The organism is Streptomyces sp. NPDC005963 (assembly GCF_040638655.1).
GTDB lineage: Bacteria > Actinomycetota > Actinomycetes > Streptomycetales > Streptomycetaceae > Streptomyces.
This window is the reverse complement of the sequence record NZ_JBEXVD010000013.1, coordinates 43360-63451: the sequence shown is the minus strand read 5'-3', so window position 1 is coordinate 63451 and position 20092 is coordinate 43360. Positions and strand designations below refer to the sequence as shown.

The 20092-nt window shown below is 70.4% G+C and carries 18 protein-coding genes; 5 read left to right on the top strand and 13 right to left on the bottom strand.

What is annotated here, in order from left to right; genetic code table 11:
* Positions 1-258 precede the first annotated feature (258 nt).
* The 7 genes from ABZ348_RS19035 to ABZ348_RS19005 form a co-directional block, all read right to left on the bottom strand.
* The gene (locus ABZ348_RS19035; protein WP_358934642.1) at positions 259-3657 is read right to left on the bottom strand and encodes a phosphodiester glycosidase family protein; all 3399 of its coding nucleotides are present in this window, start codon (positions 3655-3657) and stop codon (positions 259-261) included.
* 363 nt (positions 3658-4020) lie between these two features.
* Positions 4021-5649, bottom strand: a complete 1629-nt coding sequence (locus tag ABZ348_RS19030; RefSeq protein WP_358934439.1) for a pyruvate, phosphate dikinase — start codon at positions 5647-5649, stop codon at positions 4021-4023.
* Positions 5650-5725: 76 nt separating this feature from the next.
* Entirely contained in the window at positions 5726-6358 is a 633-nt protein-coding gene (locus ABZ348_RS19025; protein ID WP_358934437.1) for a transcriptional regulator, read from the bottom strand.
* Positions 6355-7458, bottom strand: a complete 1104-nt coding sequence (locus ABZ348_RS19020) for a helix-turn-helix domain-containing protein (protein ID WP_358934435.1) — start codon at positions 7456-7458, stop codon at positions 6355-6357. The genes ABZ348_RS19025 and ABZ348_RS19020 overlap by 4 nt, the downstream gene beginning before the upstream one ends.
* A 182-nt stretch (positions 7459-7640) precedes the next feature.
* A complete protein-coding gene (locus ABZ348_RS19015) occupies positions 7641-8129 on the bottom strand; it encodes a carbonic anhydrase (protein WP_358934433.1) in 489 nt (162 codons plus the stop codon).
* A 340-nt stretch (positions 8130-8469) separates the two neighbouring features.
* On the bottom strand, positions 8470-8991 hold the full coding sequence (locus tag ABZ348_RS19010; RefSeq protein WP_358934431.1) for a DUF6328 family protein: 522 nt from the start codon (positions 8989-8991) through the stop codon (positions 8470-8472).
* A 67-nt stretch (positions 8992-9058) separates the two neighbouring features.
* Complete coding sequence (locus ABZ348_RS19005) at positions 9059-9847, bottom strand: SigB/SigF/SigG family RNA polymerase sigma factor (protein WP_358934430.1); 789 nt, start codon at positions 9845-9847, stop codon at positions 9059-9061.
* A 278-nt stretch (positions 9848-10125) separates the two neighbouring features.
* Between ABZ348_RS19005 and ABZ348_RS19000 the strand changes: the two genes are divergently transcribed.
* Positions 10126-10296, top strand: coding sequence for a hydrophobic protein (locus tag ABZ348_RS19000; protein WP_358934429.1), 171 nt, complete (start codon positions 10126-10128; stop codon positions 10294-10296).
* 375 nt (positions 10297-10671) lie between these two features.
* On the opposite strand, the gene ABZ348_RS18995 is transcribed toward ABZ348_RS19000, so the two are convergent.
* Complete coding sequence (locus ABZ348_RS18995) at positions 10672-10896, bottom strand: DUF6458 family protein (protein ID WP_358934428.1); 225 nt, start codon at positions 10894-10896, stop codon at positions 10672-10674.
* A gap of 247 nt (positions 10897-11143) precedes the next feature.
* Complete coding sequence (locus ABZ348_RS18990; protein WP_358934427.1) at positions 11144-11401, bottom strand: DUF6158 family protein; 258 nt, start codon at positions 11399-11401, stop codon at positions 11144-11146.
* Positions 11402-11732: 331 nt separating this feature from the next.
* On the opposite strand from ABZ348_RS18990, the gene ABZ348_RS18985 reads away from it, so the two are divergent.
* Both ABZ348_RS18985 and ABZ348_RS18980 read left to right on the top strand, forming a co-directional pair.
* Positions 11733-12536 carry a VOC family protein gene (locus ABZ348_RS18985; RefSeq protein WP_358934425.1) on the top strand — a complete coding sequence of 268 codons (804 nt, stop codon included), beginning with the start codon at positions 11733-11735 and terminating at the stop codon, positions 12534-12536.
* A 286-nt stretch (positions 12537-12822) separates the two neighbouring features.
* Entirely contained in the window at positions 12823-13260 is a 438-nt protein-coding gene (locus tag ABZ348_RS18980) for an ANTAR domain-containing protein (protein WP_358934423.1), read from the top strand.
* Positions 13261-13400: 140 nt separating this feature from the next.
* Here the strand turns inward: ABZ348_RS18980 and ABZ348_RS18975 are convergent, their stop codons facing one another.
* The 3 genes from ABZ348_RS18975 to ABZ348_RS18965 form a co-directional block, all read right to left on the bottom strand.
* On the bottom strand, positions 13401-13571 hold the full coding sequence (locus tag ABZ348_RS18975; RefSeq protein ID WP_358934422.1) for a hypothetical protein: 171 nt from the start codon (positions 13569-13571) through the stop codon (positions 13401-13403).
* 279 nt (positions 13572-13850) lie between these two features.
* Entirely contained in the window at positions 13851-14315 is a 465-nt protein-coding gene (locus ABZ348_RS18970; protein WP_358934420.1) for an ATP-binding protein, read from the bottom strand.
* Positions 14316-14326: 11 nt separating this feature from the next.
* Positions 14327-14722, bottom strand: a complete 396-nt coding sequence (locus tag ABZ348_RS18965; protein ID WP_358934418.1) for an STAS domain-containing protein — start codon at positions 14720-14722, stop codon at positions 14327-14329.
* A 600-nt stretch (positions 14723-15322) separates the two neighbouring features.
* Between ABZ348_RS18965 and ABZ348_RS18960 the strand changes: the two genes are divergently transcribed.
* Together ABZ348_RS18960 and ABZ348_RS18955 are read left to right on the top strand one after the other, a co-directional pair.
* Positions 15323-15718 (top strand): ATP-binding protein, encoded by a 396-nt coding sequence (locus ABZ348_RS18960; RefSeq protein ID WP_358934416.1) that lies wholly within the window; start codon positions 15323-15325, stop codon positions 15716-15718.
* A 211-nt stretch (positions 15719-15929) separates the two neighbouring features.
* Positions 15930-18572, top strand: a complete 2643-nt coding sequence (locus tag ABZ348_RS18955; RefSeq protein WP_358934640.1) for a SpoIIE family protein phosphatase — start codon at positions 15930-15932, stop codon at positions 18570-18572.
* An 82-nt stretch (positions 18573-18654) separates the two neighbouring features.
* Here the strand turns inward: ABZ348_RS18955 and ABZ348_RS18950 are convergent, their stop codons facing one another.
* The gene (locus tag ABZ348_RS18950; protein WP_358934414.1) at positions 18655-19887 is read right to left on the bottom strand and encodes an aromatic acid exporter family protein; all 1233 of its coding nucleotides are present in this window, start codon (positions 19885-19887) and stop codon (positions 18655-18657) included.
* Positions 19888-20092 lie beyond the last annotated feature (205 nt).

Below are 20092 nucleotides of genomic sequence, written 5' to 3'. Positions count from 1 at the left end.
CCCCACGGCCGGAGGGCACCGCCGCGGAGGCACTCGGCCCGGCCACAGGGCATCACCTCCTCCGCAACGCTCATGACCAAGGCTGCCCGCTGCGAGGGGTTCTCGCACGGTGAGGACGGCACACCGCGCGTGCCCTCGCCGCCGGAGCGTCACACCGGATGGGGACGGGATCCGGGCCGCCCCGTGCATGCCCGTGACGGCTGTGCTGCGCCATCGGACGTACGCGACCGGGCCCGCTCCCCCGCCCGCCGGGCCCGATCAGCCGCCGCCCTGGGCGCCGACCCTGATCCGTACGCGCTCCGTGGCGGTGTTCACCGTGACGGCCAGTGTCAGATGCCCCGGCCGCAGCGGCGTGATCCGGCCGGTGGTCGGGTCGAAGGACGCCCGGTGGTGTTCGCGGGCGCGCTCCACCGGTCCGATGTGCAGGTCCGGTGAGCCGCTCCAGTCCGCGCTCAGGGGGAAGTCGACGGGCACTCGGCGCGTGCCCTGTGTCACCGTCGCGCGGATCTCAGCGGTACGGCCCGGCACCAGTACCGCGGGCGCCGCGAGGGCGAGCGAGTCGAGATGGGGGCGGGTCTGGACCGAGATCCAGTCGGCTCCGCCGAGCCAGGGTCGTCGCAGTGCGGCGATCCGGTCGCGGGCTCCGACCGGGTCGATCCCGATGAGCGACCAGCCGGTGAATCCGCCCGCGTCGACCGGTCCGGCGGGGGTCTTGCCGGAGTTCCCGTTGATCAGCTGGGGCACCGCGTCGACCCGATCGGCGTGGAAGACGCCCACGTGCCCGCCGATCAGCACCGCGCCCTTCCCCGTCGTACGCCGGAAGTCCGCCAGCCAGCGTTCGAGGAGCGCGGCCTCCTTGCGGTCGCCGAGTTGGCTGCCGCGCTGGGGGGTGGGATCGCGGGGCGGTACGTGCTGGACGAGGACCACCGACCCGATGCGCGGGTCGCGGGCCGCCGCGTCCAGCCGTTCCCGCACCATCGCGATCTGGGGGAAACCGCCGCCGCGCAGGGAGAGACGGGAGGTGTCCAGGGTGAGGAAGCGGGTCCCGCGGTGGTCGAAGGTGCGGTGGGCAGGGCCGAACGCGGCAGTGAAGTCGTCGATCCGGCCCCCCATGACCTCGTGGTTGCCCGGCACATAGGTCCAGGGCACGTCGTCGCCGAGTTCTTCGACCAGGAGGCGCCGGGCGAAGGTGAGGTCCGCGGGTGAGCCCTCGTCGACGAGGTCCCCGTTGATGATCAGGAACTCGGGTCGTGCCGCCTTGATCTCCCGCAGCGTGCGCCTCGCCCGGTGCGCGATGGGGCTGTCGGGCTCCCGGGCGACGAACTGCGCGTCGGACATCACCGCGAACCGCCACTCCCGGTGCCGGGTTCGCGCTGCCGTGTCCACCAGGGGGTCTTCGATGCGGGCCGGTGGGGGGAGGGTGACGTCGGGCGGTACGTCGGCGGTGAGCGAGTCGATGACGAGCCGGCCCCGGTACTGGCGCGCCGCGGCGGTTTCGGCGAGGTAGAAGCGGTGGACCGTCAACGGGTGGGCCACGCCGTGCGGGACCGGGAAGGTGATGTGCCGCCAGCCGGTCCAGGTCACCAACGGGCCGCGCAGCAGTTGGGTCGAGCCTGCGGCGTCCTTCAGGTGCAGGGTCGGCCAGGCTCCCCGGCCGTCCCCGTTGATCCAGAGGCCGAAGGACTGCGGCTGGCCGGGTACGTCGATCGGGCGCGGGGGTGCCGCGTAGACGGCGCGGGTCGCGGTCGACCGCGTGAAGTCGTAGTCCAGTTGGAGACCGGTGCCCGGGTGGGCGCCGGGGACGGCGGCCAGGGAGCCGGCTGCTCGTGCGTGGCTGAAGGTCCAGCGGTCCGCGTCGTCGAAGTCGGCCGCCCGATGGGTGGTCAGGCCGGTGCTGACGGCGATGGAGGTGGTGGTGCCCCCGACCGTCGCGGTGATCCGCCCCGCACCGATGCCCGTCAGGGAGGTCACCGTGAAGGAGCCGGTGGCAGTCGGACGCACGGCGAAGAGTGACCGGTCGTAGTCGAGTCGCACATCGTCCGGTTCGACGGGCGCGCTGGTGCCGGAAGCATCGTGGCCGACGATGCCGAAGGTCCGGGCGCCGCGGGCGTCGGCCAGGGAGACGCGGCGGACGGTGGGGTCGATCCGGGTGAGCGGGCCGAGGACCGTGAGGGCGAGGGAGCCATGAGCGCCGGCGCGTTCGGCCCGGACCAGCGCGGTACCACTGGCGCGGGCGCGAAACACTCCTTCCGCATCGACCCGTCCGACGGCGGGCCGCAGGGACCGCCATCGTGGTGTGCCGGGCGCGGGCCCGTACGTCTCGTCGTGTCCCACTGCGTCGAGTCGCCGGGTGAGTCCGGGGAAGACCCGGTCGGGGTGGCCGCCGGCGACCGGGTCCGCGGTGGGTGCCTGGGCCGCGGGGGTGTGGGTGTGGAGGTGGAAGCCGTGCAGCGACCCGCTGCCGTCGGGCACGGTGAGTGCGAGCCCGTTGGGGACGGTGCGTTCGCTGCCGTCGGACGGGCTGTTCTCGATCTGGAGGACGTCGTGACCCACCGGGCGGGTCAGGAGCGTCGACGAACCACCGCCGTCGAGGTTCAGCGCCTGGTGTGCGCCCGCGCGCCGGAGCAGGTGGCCGAGTTCGGTGAGGGTGACTCCCGCGCTGTCGGCCTGTCGCCCGTCGACGGTGACGAGGTGGAGGGTACGACCGTCACGGGAGAAGCCGACCGCGGTCCGAGGTGCCGGTGCGTTGTTGGGCCGGCCCTCGTGGCTTCGCGGCACGCCGTCGACGACGAGGAGTTCGCGACCACCCACCGCGGTACGGGGCACCGGTCCGGCGTCGGTGCGCGGCCGGAACTCCCAGGTGACCCGGTCCCCCGGTCGGAGCGCGGCCAGCTTGCGGGCTCCGGCGCCCCGGCCGACCAGGGCGGTGGTGTCCGCGGGCAGGGGCCCGCTCCCCGGCCGCGAGGCGACGGAGACGACCCTGCCCGCCGACACGAGCGCTTCGGCGGTGGTGGTGGCGTCAACGGTGAGGGCGCGGTCCGCAGCACCCCAGGCGCTCGTGTAGGCGCCGATGCCGTCCGTGGGCACGTCGGCCGCGTTGTAGGCGTGGAGGGGGTGTGGGCCCGACGGCAGTTCGAGGGTGCCGGTGAAGTGGAGCTGGAGGATGCGCCCCGCCGTCCCGGGCCCGATGCCGACGGCCCGATGCGCACCGGGTGTGGGCGAGTGGACGATACGGCCGTTGCGGATGCCAGGCCCCAGCGGCGCCCCGGTCTGGGTGATGTCGAAGAAGTCGGCGTTGACGGCGGCAACGGTTCGGCGTCGTGGTCCGGGATCGTGTCGTGCGGCGAGCTCGGAGAGGACGTGTCGCTCGGAGACCCTGCCGGAGGAGAGGTAGTCCGCCGTGACGTCACGGGTGAGGTCGACGGTGAGCGCGTCCACCCGGAGCCACCCATCCGGTTCGAACCGGTCGTACGAGGTGAGCCGGACGCCCGGAGCGACGGGGCGCGAAGCCCGGGCGGTCTCGATGCCGTTCGGGTCGATCACCGCACGGGAAGATCCCGCGGTGGCACTGGGCGGTGGAGGCGCAACGGGTCGTCGGACTTCGGTCGACCGTTGTGGGTGCGGATCGACGGTGGAGTCCGCGGTGGACGACGGCATCGGGACCGCCGTCCACACGGTCAGGGCGGCGAGGAAGACGACGGTCCGCCGCGTTCTACGGCCTCGGTGCACAACTACTCCTGGCTGCGGTCTGTTCGGGGCCGAGCGCCCGGGGTGCCCCGATCGGCATCACGCGCACCGCTCGCCACTCGGTGGTCTCGGGCACCTCAGCTCTTGCTACCGACCGCGCCGCATCCGGCGGCGGGGTGAGCGGCGAGGGCTCGCAGACTCCAACGACGCAGCGCCGCAACGGGGTTCGTGCCGGGCCGGGGCGCCACCCGAACTCGCGTAGCCGCTGGGCCATCTGGGTGATCCGGCGCAGCCGTGGGCCCCGCTGCACCTCAGCACCGTTGCAGAGGACGGCTAGCGGGGGGCGAGGGCCCGGTGAGCCGCGGCGAGACGGGCCGTTTCCCTGCGGTCCGTGGAGTCACCCGCGACCTCGTCCGCCCAGCGGAGCAGCCGACGCAGATGAGGGTCGGCCGCGGCGGAGACGAGACGGGGAGCACCGACGACGACCTCTCCGCCCGTCCCGTCGACCGCGATGAGCGTGCCTTCGGGAAGGACGCGTTCACCGGCTCGAACACATCCCGCGGCGGCGTCGACGCTGAGTTCCACGGCCCCCACGACGGCGGGTTTGCCCAGCGCGCGGGCGACGACGGCAGCGTGGCTGGTCGGTCCACCGCGGGTCGTGACGACTCCCGTGGCGGCGGCCAGGCCGTGCATGTCGAGCGGCGAGGTCTCCGGCCTCAGCAGGACGACCGGGCCCTCCGCAGCCATCCTGACCGCCCTGTCGGCGGTGGTCGCGACCCGGCCGACCGCAACGCCCGGAGATGCGCCCTGCCCTCGGGTGAGGAGGTCGACCGGTTCCGAGACCGCAATGCGCGGAGTGCGCACGTGTGCGAGTTGGTACGGGGAGACACGCAACAGTGCCTCGGGGCGGTGGATCACGCCTTCGTCGGCGAGGTCGACCGCGACCCGGACCGCGGCGCGTCCGACCAGTCGTCCCGTCCGCCCTTGTAGGATCCACAGCTCGCCCGCCTCGAAGGTGAACTCCACATAGCACGCATCGCGATAGTGCGCCTCGATCCGGTGCAACGCGTCAAGGAGTGCCGCCCACACTGTCGGCTCACGATCGGCCAGATCGTGCAGGGGACGGGTCAGTGACCTGCCGGAGACGACCTCGTCGCCCTGGCTGCCGAACAGGACCTCGCCGTACGGCACGGGCTCCCCGGTGTTGGGACTGCGGCTGAAGGCGACCCCGGTCCCACTGCGGTCGTCACGGTTCCCGAACACCATCGTCTGCACGGTGACGGCCGTGCCGCGATCTCCGGGGATGCCGTGCAGCTCCCGGTAGGTCTTCGCCCGAGGGGTGTCCCACGAGGAGAACACGGCTGCAACCGCACGCTCCAACTGTCGTGGTGCGCTCCGGGGAACGGACTCCCCCACGCGTCGGGTGATGAGTGCTTCGACGGCTCGCAGGCCCTCGGTGAACCGGGCTTCGCCGCCGCGGTCCTGTCCGGTGAGCTCGCGCCGGATGTCTTCGAGGCCGTCGCGGTCCACGCCGAAGACCTCGGTGGCGAAGCTGATCAGAAAGCGCAGCCGGGAGTCGAGCGCGAACCGCAGGTCCCCCGTCTCGGCGGCCAAGCCGCTGGTCGCCTCGGCGGTGAGGCCGAGGTTGAGGACCGTGCTCATCATTCCCGGCATGGACACGGCACCACCGGAGCGCACGGACACCGCCAACGGCCTGTGCGCACCTCCCAAGTTGCGGTGTGTGGTCGCTTCGAGTGCGGCCGTGGCAGCCGCCAGTTCGTCATCGAGGCCCCGGGGCGGTCGGCCGTCACGGAGGAAGGCTCGACAGGCCCGTGTGGTGATGACGAACCCCGGTGGCACCGGCAGGCGGAGGCGCCGCAGCACCACCAGACCGTGGGCCTTGCCACCCAGGACTTCCGCCGGCTCGTCGACCTCTGCTGAGAGCGGGTGGATCCACGTCATCTCGTTCTCGACCTTCCAAGGGCCCGCTCGCCGTTGCTCCGGTGCCGGACCGGGAGCCAAGGGGCGGGAGGTGGTGTCAATGTCGTGGGATTCCCAGGGTGACCAACAGGTCTTCATGAAGGTGGAACCACACGGCGTGGTAGGAGGCCATGCCGTCCGCCACGTAGTCGAGCTCACCGGCCTCGGCACGGGCCAGCGCATCGGCGAGGCGGACCCGATAGCGTCGGAATCGAAGCATCGCCGCGGACAGGTCGGCACAGACGTCCTCGGCCCGCTGGTCGAAGTCCCTGAGCCGACTCAGGACCCGCAGGTCGTACGCGGGGTCGGTGTGGTCGTTCGTGGTCAGCACACCGTCGACGCTTCGCAACTGCCATGCGGTGCAGAGGTCGAGCAGTTCGGGGTTGAGGACCAGGAAGCCCTCGTACGCCTGTCCCACCACGGCACGCGTACCGGCCGAATCCAACTCTGCGGTGATCCGTTCGGCGTCCTGGGCGCGGCCGGCCTCCGTGATGCCCCAACCGCCGAAGTCACCCGCCGTGTGCGTGACGAGCCCGGCAACGGCGAGGTCGATCAGTTCCGACTCGACATCGGCCGGGGCCAGCCCCGCGGCTGCGGCCAGGCGGGGGAGGCCGGCGAAGCCGATGCAGCGGAGGGTGTGCAGCACGAGCAGGTCAGTACTGGACGTGTGGGGCGAGAGCGGCAGAGTCATGGTGTCCCCCCGGGTGGGCGTGTGGTGGCGGAGGCACGGGCAGATGCCGCGGCGTGTGCGGCGCCCCGTCCTCGGGCTCGGGCGACAATCTCGCCCCGGTCGATGCGTACCGCCTGTTCGGTGTCGTCGGCGGCGTCCGCCACCCCGATGGCCGAGGCGAGCAGGGCGCCGTCGTCGAGGACGAGGCGAAGGCGCGACACAGCGTCCGGCGAGAACACACGGCGTAGACAACGCGTGAAGTCGACGATCCTGAGCCGGACGAGCCGCCCGATCTCGGCGGGGTCGCTCGTCACGACGGCCACGGTGACCCGATCGCCCGGGCGGGCAGCGCGGACGACCTCCTCCGCCGCGCCCAGGCGGTCGGTGCCGAGGACCGCGATCACGCCGTCCCCTTCGAATCCGACCGGATGTCCGGTGATCAGGTCAGGCAACTCCCCGGGCGCGGTCCACGGTTCTCGGCAGGAGTGTGCCGCTGCGATGTGGGGCAGGTGCGGCGGGTCCCAGACGTCGGCCAGGTCGAGCCCGCCCAGGTGCCGGCAGGCGTGCGTCACGTCGAAGGGATCCGATCCGAGCATCGGATCGGCCAGGGGACCCGAGCCCTTCAACAGTCTCAGGACGAGGTCGGCCCGGCGCACCTGCCGTGTGCGCTCCGCATCCACGGACGGGCACGACTCCAGTGCCAGGGCGAACAGCAACACTTCCAGTCGATCGATCCGTGCCAGTGCGTTGCGGGTCGGCGCGTCATCGACCACGGCCGCGAGCGAACGCGGATGCACGTCAGTGCCCGTGCCGTCGGCGAGAGGCAGTCGTTCGAGCCAGGTACGGGCGAACGAACCCAGCGCATCGGCCATGGCCCGCGGGAACGTCGGAGGGACAGCGTCGTTGGCTTCGCGCTCGACCGTGTCGACCAGCACGGCCAGATAGAGGGCGCGTTTGCTCGGGAAGTTCGAGTACACAGCGCCACGGGTCAACTCGGCGCGCTCGGCGATCCGGTCGACCTTCGCCGCGATGAATCCGTGTTCGGCGAACTCGGCCTCCGCCGCCACCAGCACGGCCGTACGTGTGCGTTCCTGCTGCTGCGCCCGCGTCAGACGGACCATGCCTCGGCTCCTCCCTCTTCCTCCGGGAGAACTAAGATACACAGAACATTCCGATGATTACGACATCCGAAATGCTTGGAGCCGTCCGGGCGAGAGTGAGCCCCGTGCGCCGGTCCTCGCGGGACGGACCGGCGCACGGGGTGCATGGTGACGGGATCGCCGGCGCGGCCGGACCGGTCCGATCAAACGACCTCGTTGAGCTTTCCGGTGGCGACGTCGAAGACGAACCCTCGGACCGAGTCGGTGTGGAGCAGGAACGGGCTCGATGTGATGCGGTGCGCGGACCGCCGTACGTCGTCGTCGAGATCGGGGAACGCCTCCGCCGCCCAGGTCGGGAGGTGACCGGTCTCCTTCTCCAACTGCCCGGCGAAGGACTCGTCGGTGAAGGTCAGCATTCCGCAGTCGGTGTGGTGGATGAGGATGATCTCCCTGGTGCCGAGCAGTCGTTGACTGATGGCCAGCGAGCGGATCTCATCATCGGTGATCACCCCGCCCGCATTGCGGATGACGTGGGCTTCGCCCTCTTCGAGTCCCAGGATGCCGTAGACGTTGAGCCGTGCGTCCATGCAGGCGACGACGGCGACACCGGAGGCGGGAGGCAGCGGCAACGGCCCGTTGAAGGAGGCCGCGTAGGTTTCGTTGTTGGCGAGGTACCGGTCGGTGACGGACATCTCGTCTCGCTCTCTCTTGACGAAGCGTCCAACGTAGTGACGCCCCGTACCGACCGGAACGTCCCTTCCGTACTCGCCACAAGACCGCAATGTGCCGGCAACAAGGGTCGTGGATCGAGGACATACCGGCAGTTGGGGCGGCCTGCCGCGACCGAATGCACCATCGATGGACGTGTGTACGAAGGGTGCTCGACACCGGGCGTTCACCAACACAACGCCCGTGGGCAGAACTGACGTCCACTCCACTCCACGGCCGAGCGGCCACGGAGACGAGCGGCCACGGAGACGAGTGACCCGGGAGGCGGGTGACCCGGGCATCACCATCGGGCACGTACGGGCCTCAGCGCTCGGCACCGGCCGGCGGTTCCTCCATCTCCCGTGCGTGCCGGGCCCGGGTCCACAGCGGCAGGATGAACCAGCACAGGACGAACCAGAACGTCATGGCGATGACCAGCCAGAGCGCCAGTTCGTTGCGGAGCACCACCCGCAGGATGAGCAGCAGTGCGGAGGTCATGGTGAAGAGCAGCAGGATGAGGCCGGTCATCGTCAGTCGCGAGGCCCAGACGACCGTCTCCGGTTTGAGCCGACGCCCGGTGAGGAGGCGGTGGAAGGACACCGGTCCGATCAGTGCACCGGCGGCGGATGCGCCGAGGAGCACGGTGGCCAGATAGATGTTCTGGTCGGTCTGCGAGAGGGTGGTGAAGCGCGGCTGGAAGACCACTGTCAGCAGAAACCCAAAGAGGAGTTGCACTCCGGTCTGGGCGACGCGCAATTCCTGAAGGAGATCGCTCCACCTCCTGTCCGCGCGTTCCTCCTCGGACTCTTGTCGGCCGTATCTCTTTGCTTGATCACTGGACTCCACAGCAGGACCCTCCGGGAAAGTTCTGACGCGAGGATAGTCCTGAGTCGGATATCAAGTTGATCGACCCCTACACGGAGTCGTGGGTGATTTCCTGCCGTAGTCGATCGCATAAGTTGCTGATCAGTCGGGATACATGCATTTGGGAGATGCCCAGATCCTTCGCGATGCTGCTCTGGGTCATATCGCGAAAGAACCGCATGTAGAGGATCTTCCGTTCCCGCTCGGGCAGTTTCCGTAGTCGGGGCTTGACCGCTTCCCTGTCGATGACGACGTCCAGCGCGCGATCGGGGGCGCCGAGGACCTCGGCGAGGGCGACACCGCGGTCGCCCTGCGGCTGGGCGTCGAGGGAAAGGGCGCTGTAGCAGCCGAGGGCTTCCATTCCGGATTTGGTCTCGGCCACGGTCAGGCCGGCTCGCCGTGCGATCTCGACGTCCGTGGGAACGCGGCCGGGGACGGTGTGGAGCAAGTCGCGCTGGGCCGCGCGGACCCGATTGCGCTGGTCCTGCACGCGGCGCGGGACGTGCAGGGTCCACATGTGGTCCCGGAAGTGCCGTTTCACCTCGCCGGTGATGGTCGGCACGGCGAAGCTGACGAAGGCGCTACCGCGATCGGGATCGTAGCGGTCGACGGCCTTGACCAGTCCGAGTGCCGCCACTTGGCAGAGGTCCTCGAACGTTTCGCCACGGTTCTTGAACCGGCTGGCGAGCCGTTCGGACATCGGCAGCCAGGCCCGGATCAATTCCTGTCGTAGCACGTCCCGTTCCGGGCCCGGTGGTGTATTCGCCAAGCGGGCGAAAGTTGCCTCGGTGTCGGGCGTGTCGTCGTACGCGTGCAGGGCGTTCGCATGGGTGGGCATGGTGTGCGCCACTCCCTCAACGGTGCGGACGGATGTGGGCGACCGCGAAATGCATATGACCGTCCCGAACAATCCCGGGCAGGGAGCGTGGAGCGCTCCCGAGCATCGGGCGCATACGGGGCGATCACCACGTCGCGGGCGTGCCTCCGGTCCGAAGCACGTGGCGCGTCTGCCCCGGGGGCCGCCCGGCAAACTCAATCGGGCCGAGTGCATTCTTCGAATCGGGCCGCGCATGGGGAAGTTGAATGAGGGAAGCCGCTTCTGCGGAGGTAAACACTATGGTTCCCATTCTGATCGTGCTCCTGCTCGCCGTTCTCCTTTTCGGTGTGGGATTTGCGGTGAAGGCGTTGTGGTGGATTGCGCTGGCAGTTCTCGTCATCTGGTTGCTGGGGTTCGCCATGCGGAGCACCACACCGGCGGGCGGCAGGTCGCGCTGGTACCGCTGGTAGCCCCTGAAGCGACGCAACGCAGTGGGAGGGCAGACGAGTTGGGTCGTCTGCCCTCCCACTGCGCTGCGTCGGCCGAGGTCCATCGTGGGTCGCCATGGCGACCGGCAGCGCCCCGGCCCCGTGCTCCCCTGCGGCCCGCTCCCCACCCATCAGGCGGTTCGGGCAGGTAGATCGGTGCATGGACAGATTTGCTCCCCGCGCGAAACCCCGCGGCTGGACCGGCCCCACGCTCCATCGGGGGTTGGTCCAGCCACGGGGTTCGGTCGTCAGGTGGACAGGCAGCGGGCGGCGATCACCCGAGCGGGTTCATGCCCGCCGGGCCGCAGTGCGTACCGGCGCACTCCACCGGCCGCCGGTCGGCTTCCCTCCGGGGCTTCAGTACGGACGGTCGCCCCGCCCCTCTTCGATGACAGGGGTCGCCTGCGGCACCACGACCCGGCGGCGCTTGGCGATGCTGGCGAAGGTCACGACCCCGATGAATCCGACGGCCATCAGGATCAGGCCGATCACATCGAGGTTGGCTCCCTTCATCTCCCAGTCGGTGGCGAATGTCAGGATCGCCCCGACGGCGATCAGGATGATGCACCCTCCCAGGCCCATAGGTCTCACCTTCCTGTTGCGGGACGGACGCTTGGTGTTTCGCAGGTACCCGGGGCCGGGCCGAACATTCCGCGGTCTGCGTCCCAAGATGAAGACCCATCAAACTGTCGCCCCGGACGCCATCGCCACTCGTGGACCGGGGAGTTGGCGCGCGCCACGGGTGCGCCGATGGATCGGCGGTCGAAGCGCCGTACGGTACGAGCCCGACCGCTTCGACTCCGCACGGGCCCGGCGGTGGAAACGGACGTCAGGACTGCTTGCGCGGGGTGCGGGCACGGGCGCCCTCGCGCGTCCTGCCTGCCGAGACGCGGCGGTCCGGGTGGCGCCGCACATACTCCTCCTCCAGCTCGGCCATCCGGGTGGTGTGGGCGGAGAGCGCGGCGGGCGACCCGTACAGCAGTGTGTCGTGCCTGCTGCGGTGGATGGTCTCCAGTTCCCTTATCAATTCCTGGTCCCCCAGCCGGGCGGCCTCGATCCCCTGGTGGTGGTTCGCAGCCTCTGTCATGGCACCCGCACTCCTTCGCTCTCCTCAGCCCTGATGCCGACGGCGCCCCGCTCGTCCGCATCGACACACTGCGGTCGGTGGTGTCGATCGCAGTGTCACAACGCCGGGGCGGGTACTCGTGGGTCCGTCGCACCATCCGGCACTCTGGAGGGGAGCCGTGCAACTCGGCCGCTCCGGCCGGCGCCGTGTCACCGGGCCCGGTCGCCCCCCACGCACAGCAGCCAGCGACTCGCGCGGTCGCCGGGGTGAAGGCAGGATGAGGGAGCCGTACCCCGGGGCCTGCTTCCGTGCCGGGAGTGTGCCGAGACCCAGCCCCCAGGACATGATCGCGATGACAGAGAAGAGAGAGACCGCTCCCGCGATGGCATCGAGCGCGGAGGTCATCGGAGCGCCCTGCTGGGTCAGTCTCATGGCCCGCGATCTGAAGGCTTCAAAGGACTTCTACGGTCATGTCCTGGGCTGGTCCTTCCGCAAGGGACGGCTCGGCGACGAGTTCACAGTCGCACTCCGGGACAACTTTCCCGTCGCGGGCATCGGCGCACTCGCACCCCGGCTCCAAATGGCCATCTCCTGGACCCCGTACTTCGCGGTGGCCGACGCCGATGTGTCCGCGGCACGCATCAGAGAGCGCAGTGGAACGGTGGCGGTGGGACCGCTTGCCTTCTCCTTGGGACGCGGGGCGCTCGCAGCAGATCGCGACGGCGCGGTGTTCGGCATCTGGGAGGGTGCGCGGCTTCCCGACTGGCAGTCCGGTCACAAGGACGCACCCGCATGGCTGCTGCTGCGTACGCGCAGTGCGTTCGAGGCGGCGATCTTCTACGGAGAGGTGCTGGACTGGGCGACTGAGCACCCGGGGCGCTGCGACGTGCGTTACGAGAACGACGAGGTCGTCCTGGTCAGCGACGGTCATGTGCTCGCGCGGCTCAGTTCGGGTGCCCTGGGCGCCGCACCCGATCCACTGATCCGGCCGCGCTGGGACGTGCACTTCCCCGTCGACGACGTCGAGGCCACGGCGCGGGCAGCCGAAGAGGGCGGCGGAGTGGTGCTCGAACGGCGTACCACCAGGGAAGGCAGTGCGGAAGCCGCCCTGCGCGATCCGGACGGGGCGCTGTTCACGGTCACCGCTCGGCCCTGAGCCCCGCAGGGCACGACCCGTATGACCCATCGGGAGTAGCGAGGCCCCGTCGGGCATGGCCGAGCGTGAGCCTTCGTGGTGTCACCGGCGCCGATCGGGTTCGCGCCGGGCCATGGGGCGACGACGAAGGCCAGCGGCCCGTGCTGGGTGCTCACACACTGCCACTGCCCGTGCGGATTGCGTGTCCGGCACCGGGGAGTGCCCGTGGCAGCAGCGGGGCAGTAGCCCTGGTGGACCGTGGCATCCGCAGGGGCCGCGGGGTGCCGAGGGAGTGCGGAGGGCCTCGATGGACGCGGAAGAAGCCGGTGTGTACGAGCCACGGGGTCCCGAGCGCCGGAGCAGGCCCGCAACCGCGCGGTACGCGGAGGCGAAGTCCCGCGAGCCGGCGCCACCCACGTGCCCCGGGGCAGCCGCGGATCACCGTGCGCACCCGGACCCCTCCGACCTCGGGGTGGAAGAGTTGCGCGATGAACTCGCCGGGCTGCGCAAGGCGCTGGCCTCGCACCCGGTGATCGACATGGCACGTGGCATCGTCATGGCCACGATGTCCTGCACCCCGGATGACGCCTGGCAGATCCTCGTTCGGGTCTCCCAACACAGCAACACCAAGCTGCGCGAGGTCGCACGTCACATCGTCGAGGGCACGCACGGCCCGCCTCCCCCACCGCAGGTGTGCGAGGCGCTACGGCAGGTCTATGTCACCCGCGCCCGACGGGCGCGCTGAGGACGTCCGCACACCGGCGTTCGACTGGCGTACGTCCGTCGTGGGTGATGGGTCCGCACCGAGGTCGCCGGTCCCTCACCGGGGCTGCAATCCCGGGGGCGCCCCGGGATTGCAGCTCGGAAGGGCCCCGGAGCGGTCGGTCACCGTTCGTGCCGGTGCCGTGCACCTTCCCGCAGGCGTTCCGCCTCGGCTCGCGCCTGCTCCCGTTCGCGACGCCCGCGCTCCTTCATCTCCTCGTTGCGCAGGGCGATGCCATCGGCTTCCTTCTTGCTGCCCATCGCCTGTTTGATCTTCGCCTTCACCCAGCCCATGACGGTGGCCCTCCATGACGCGAACGTTTCGGTGGGATGCCCCTGACCCGCCCGGGGCGTCCGGGCCGGTACGGCTACTCGAACCCGACGGTACGACTCGAATCGCGCAGAGGCGAACCGGACGGCGGGACGGGGACTCGTCCTGCTCCCGCTCGGGGTGCGCCCGGCGCGACTGCGCCGGCCTCGTCCCGACGGGGACCTCACAACGGGCCGGTCGCCACCGGGCGGTGACCCGGTCGACGGGTCCGCGCCGGGGCGGTGAGCCGCTGAGCCGTGCCCTCAGTCAGGTCCCGATGGGCCGGGGCGAGCGCCCGGCCCGTGAAGAGGGGATGGCGCGGCGAGGTTCGCCCAGACGACCTTGCCCTCCCCGAGAGGTGTCGAGCCCCAACCGTCCGCCAGCCGTTCCAGGACGAGCAGGCCGTGGCCACCGGGCAGCCGGACGTCGCGGGCCCGTGGCTGCGGCGGCTGGGGACTCCGGTCCGCCACTTCGATGCGCACCCCGTCCGAGGTGTGGCGCAGGACCAGTTCGGTGGGGCCGCCGGCGTGGAGGCAGGCGTTGGTCACGAGTTCGGAGACGACCAGGAGCACATCGTCGGCCCGCTGGGCGGCCTCGCCCGCCGCTGGGGTCCAGCCCCAGTCGGCGAGCGCCCCGGTGGCGAAGTCCCGACAGCGGCCCACCACCCCTCTGGTCCCGAACAGCCGGAGCCGTCGGGTCTGTCCCTGCCCGCGGACGTGTGTGCCCATCAGCTCCTCCGCTATGACTGCCGCCGATCCGCCAGTGCCGCGTCCAGGCTGTCGTGAACCGTGAATACGGTGTCCGCACCGGTGATGTCGAACATTCGGGCCACCTGGGGTTGGAGTGCGGACAGCTCCAGTACGCTGCCCGACTCCTGTGCCTCGATCCTGGCCCGCAAGAGCACATTCAGGCCGGTCGAATCGCAGAACCCCAGCTCTGCGCAGTCCACGACGATCCTGCCCCGTCCTGCGGTGACGCCCTCGGCAAGGGCATCACGCAGCGGTGGAGCCGTGTCGTGGTCGAGCTCGCCTGCCAGCACGACGACCAGTGCGCCAGCAGCGGGGCGCACCTCGATGCCGAAGCGGCGCGTGGCCGCCTCCCCTTCGCGGGGGTGCCCAGAGACTCCCGACACCATGGGCCTCTCCTTCCTGACCTGTGTCCGGCGCCCCACAAGCGGGTGCGCTGTCCCGGGCGGATGGACCTGGCCGTCCGCCCTGGGCTGATCTTCATCCGGCTGGTTCCGGATGTCCCCAAAGTGCCCACGGATCCTTCGACGAAACTCCTGAATCGAGGGGAAGCCCCCACCGCCGACGAGCGGTCGAGAAGGTCGGTCGGAGCATCCGGGTGGAGGGGCTCCGAGCGCGCCGGCCGTCGAGGGGCGCCGGGCCCATCGGTGGGCGGAGCGGGCGGGTGCGAGGGCGACCGCGGCGGGTTGGGAGGGGTCCGGGTTGGGCGGGGATGGGACCGAGGGGGCAGCGGTCCACGCTGAGCTGCGACAATCCCGCCATGAACGGGGATCGGGAGGTGATCGTGGCCGAGGTGGACGGCGTTCGGGCACGATGTCAGCGGCACGCTGTCCCGACTGCCCCGGGGTCACCGAATCCACCCGGGTGGCCGGCGGCGACCGCGCTGACGGGAGTGCGCTGGAAATCACCCCTCCCGCCCCTATGAGATCGGCTGACGGGGGCAGACGGATCACCAGGGAGTGGACAGACCCACGGAGAAGGAGGTGCGCGTGACGACGGACAACATCACCACCGAGCGGACCGGACTCCCGGTCACCGCGTCAGCCGCCCGGGACGTGGTGCGTGACCTGCTCGGGTCGCACGACCGGCTCGCGGGGCCGAGCACGATGCTCACCGATGCACTCCTGGTCACCTCGGAACTGGTGACCAACGCGGTGCGGCACGGCGGTGGTGTCGCCTCCTTCTCGGCACGGCTGCACGGTGAAGACGTTCTGTGCATCACCGTGGCCGACCACTCCCCGGAACTTCCCCGCGCCACGCCCCCCGCGCGGGACTTCGCGCCCGGCGGGTACGGCTGGCCCCTCGTACAGCGGCTGTGCGAGGTCGTGACCGTCACTCCTTCCGTCGCCGGGAAGACCGTTCATGCCCATCTTCGACTGATGTGATCGCCGCCGGGTTGGTCGTGGACACGGACAAGAAACGGGGAAAATCGAGCTCACCCTATCGAGCGAAGAGACCACAAACATGTAGAAATGCGACATGGCAGCATCACAGGGCTCGTCCACTCCGCATGAGAACGCACGTGTCTCCGGTGCCGCCCAGGAGCAAGGCCCGCGCAGACGTCTGCTTCTGAGGGTCCGGAGCGTCGTCGGCCAGATGTTCGTCCTCCAGATCGTCGTCGTGGTGCTCCTGGCCGCCGGAGCGGTCACCCTGCTCCTCCTCCTAGCACAGCGGGAGAGCAAGCAGGAGGCGGCCAGCCGCTCGCTCGCCGTCGCCCAGGGATTCGCCAGCGCCCCCGGGGTCGCCCCGGCCCTGGAGTCGCCCAACCCCACGGCCCTGCTCCAATCCGGTGCCGAAGAGGCGAGGAAGGGCGCGGACGTCGACTTCGTGGTCGTCGTCGGCCGGGACGGACTGCGCTACACGCACCCCTTTCCGGACCGCATCGGCAAACCGAGTTCCCGGGACCTGACCCCGCTCCTCGCCGGCCGCACGGTCATCGAGACCAGAGTGGGCACGCTCGGCCCGCAGATCCGTGCGTACGTGCCCGTCAAGAAGCGGGACGGAACGGTGGTCGGTGCTGTCGGCGCGGGGGTCACCATCGCTGAGGTCAACAGCGCGGCTGCGGAACAGTTGCCGCTGGTCGTCGGCGGTGCGGCCGGTGCGGTGCTCGTCTCCACCGCGGGCGCAGCCCTGCTGAGCCGGCGTCTCCTGCGCCAGACGCACGGTCTCGGCCCGGCCGAGATCACCCGTCTGTACGAGCACCACGACGCCGTGCTCCACGCCGTCAAGGAAGGCGTGGTCATCGTCGACCGCGAGGGGAGGATGGTGTTGGCCAACGACGAGGCCCACCGCCTGCTCGATCTACCGACGGGCTCCGACGGCCGGAAGGTGTCGGAACTGGGACTCTCCGACGGCATCGCCGAACTCCTGTCGTCAGGTCGTGCCGTGGCGGACGAAATGCACGAAGCGGGCGGCAGACTCCTGGCGGTCAACCAGCGCCCCACCTCGCGCTACGGTCCCGCTGGCAGTGTCGCCACCCTGCGGGACTCGACCGAGTTGCTGGCCCTCTCCAGCAGCGCCGATGCGGCACGGCGCCGTCTCAGGGTCCTCTACGACGCCTCCGTACGGGTCGGAACCACCCTGGAAGTCCCCCGAACCGCCCAGGAACTGGCCGAGACCGCCGTACCCCAGTTCGCCGACTTCGCCACCGTCGATCTGGCGGAACCCGTCCTGCGGGGCGAGGAACTCCAAGGGACCGAGCGCGTGCTCAGAAGGACCGCGGTCACGGGCATCCGGGACGACCATCCGCTCTTTCCCCAGGGCCAGCTGATCCGGCTCGTGGACACGAGCCCCCAGGTGCAGGGACTCGCCAGCGGACGGGCCGTCGTCGAACCCGATCTCGACACGGCCGCCGGCTGGCGCGCCCAGGACCCCGAGCGAGCCCAACGCATCGTCGACTACGGCATCCACTCGCTGATCAGCGCGCCCCTCTCCGCGCGGGGCGTGGTGCTGGGCGTGGCGAGTTTCTGGCGTTCGGAGAAGCCCGAGCCCTTCGAGGAGGACGATCTCGCGCTCGCCGAGGAGGTCACCGCGCGCGCAGCGGTGTGCATCGACAACGCCCGCCGGTACACCAAGGAACACTCCCTGGCCGTGACGTTGCAACGCAGCCTCATGCCGCGGGGACTGCCAGCCCAGACCGCCCTGGAGGTCGCCCACCGGTACTTGCCCGCGCAGGCGGGGGTCGGAGGCGACTGGTTCGACGTCATTCCGCTGCCCGGTACGCGTGTCGCCGTCGTCGTCGGCGATGTGGTCGGCCACGGTCTGCACGCCGCCGCCACCATGGGGCGTCTCCGGACCGCGGTGCACAACTTCTCGTCGCTGGACCTCGCCCCGGACGAGATCCTCGGCCATCTGGACGAGTTGGTGGAACAGATGGACCTGGACCGAACCATCGGTGAGCAGAGCCAGGAGGTCACCGGGGTGACCTGCCTATACGCCGTCTACGACCCGATCACCGGAAACTGCTCCCTGGCCAGCGCGGGCCACCCCCCACCGGTCGTGGCCCTCCCCGACGGCACCGCGTACTACCCACGGCTGTCCCCGTCGCCGCCGCTGGGAGCGGGCAGCGGCCTCCCGGTCGAGAGCACGCAGATCGAGTTGCCCGAGGGGTCACGGCTCATCCTCTACACGGACGGTCTGGTCGAGGACCGGCGCCGGGACATCGACTCGGGGCTCGCCCTCCTCCGGGCGGCGGTGTCGGGCAAGGCCGGCCTCGGGCCAGAGGAGACCTGCCAGGAGATCCTGGACACGATGCTGCCCGAGCACCCCAGCGATGACATCGCGCTCATGGTGGCCCGTACCCGCCGTTTGGAACCCCGGTTGGTGGCGCAGTGGGAGGTGCCGTCCGACCCCGCCGCCGTCGCCGTGACCCGCAATGCGTGCGCCCGTCAGTTGACGGCCTGGGGCCTCGACGACATTGCGTTCACCACCGAACTCATCCTCAGCGAACTGATCACCAACGCCATCCGCTACGCCGCGCAGCCCATCACCGTCCGGTTGGTCCACAACACGACCCTCATCTGCGAGGTGTCCGACGGCAGCAGCACCGCCCCGCACCTGCGCCGGGCCGCTGTCACCGACGAAGGCGGACGCGGACTGTTCCTCGTCGCCCAGTTGGCGGAGCGGTGGGGCACCCGCTACACCGCCACGGGCAAGGTGCTCTGGACGGAACAGGCACTCCACGCGCCGGGGCCGCCGTCGGCCACGGTCGACGACCTGCTCGACCAGTGGGACGCGTAGCCCACCGCCCCGCCCCTCCTGCTGTTGCTCACCGCCGAGAGCTCCGACGGCCGGGGCAGGTGCGAGTGCGAGTGCGCCGGGGCTAGCGCGTCGCCGTACGGTCCTGCCGTTTGGCGCTCGACCACTGCCGGATCCGCGCGATCCGCGGGTACTTCTCACGCTGTTCGCGGGCGCTGCGGTCCAACTCCTCCATCAGCCGTCGCGAGCGGTGCGCGGGATCGAGTTCATCGAGGATCCGATCGATCTCGGTCAGCAGCGCACCGTGCAACTGCCAGTGGTCGGGATGGTGACGCACTCCGTCGAGCAGGAGGTTCGCTGCTCGCTCGCGACTGGTGAGCGCTGCGGCCAACTCTCCGGCCAACCGGTCCTCGGCCGCCTGGGCGCTCTCGCTGACCTGCGAGGTGACGAGGACGGCGAAGCTCACCAAGGCGTCGGCGACATGCCCGAGCAGTTCCTGGAGCGAGCGCCCGACCTCGGCGTCAAAGAGTGCGCCGTCGCGCTCGCGGGCCAAATCGGTCATGGTCCGGGCCAGCACCCGCAGCACCACCGCGCAGATCTCCAGGGTGTCCAGACCGGTGCGGAGCACCACCCGGTTGAGCAGCCCCTCCTTCACCCGTGGATTGAGCCGCACGCTGTCCTCCGCCTGACGCAGGGCGGCGTCCACCTCGGCCACGTCGTTGTCGAGCCGACGGGCCTCGTGCAGTCGGGCGGCGGCGGTCTCCACCGGGACGTGGTCGCTCAGTTCCTCGCCCATGCGGACGAGCAGTTGTCGCATCCTGCGGGCGAGGTCGGTGATGGACGCCCCGGCCGTACCGATCCACACCGGGGGGACGAACAGCACGTTGAACAGCAGCCCGACCGTCGCGCCGATCAAGGTCTCCAGCACCCGGTCCCAGGCGGTGTCGGCCACCCGGGTGACGCCGAGGACCAGCATGGCGCTGATCGCCACCTCGGGGACGAACTCGCTGACGCGGACCACGTACCCGACGATCAGGGAAGCCAGGATGATCAGCCCGAGGCTCCACCAGCTCAGGCCGACCCACAGGCTGAAGGCGCTCGCGATCAACACCCCGGCAACGACCGAGTTCACCCGTCTGACGCCCGTGGTGAGCGTGGAGTACAGGGTCACCTGGACCACGAGCAGCGCGGTGAGGGGGGCGGTGAGGGGTGCCGGTTCGCTGCTCAGCCAGAGCGCGACGATATAGGCGATGGTCGCGGCTGCGGTGGAACGCAGGGTCTGGGTGACCGCGGGCTCGCTGCGAATGCGGCGAACGGAGCTCGCCAACCGGCCGGTGGCCGACCGCGCCTCAGGCACGGGCGACCACCCGGATGGAGCGGAGGCGGTGGGACGCGGAGCGGTGCGGAGCATTCGGGCGCCCGCGCGCCCCGCCTCCTTGGGGCTCCAAATTCATGTGGCTCATGAGTACTGCCGTTCCCGTTGGGGGCGCCGTGAGCACGGGTCGCGAGCGATTTCCATGGAATGCACGAGATCGTGAGCGGCGTCGTGGGCCATCTGGAGT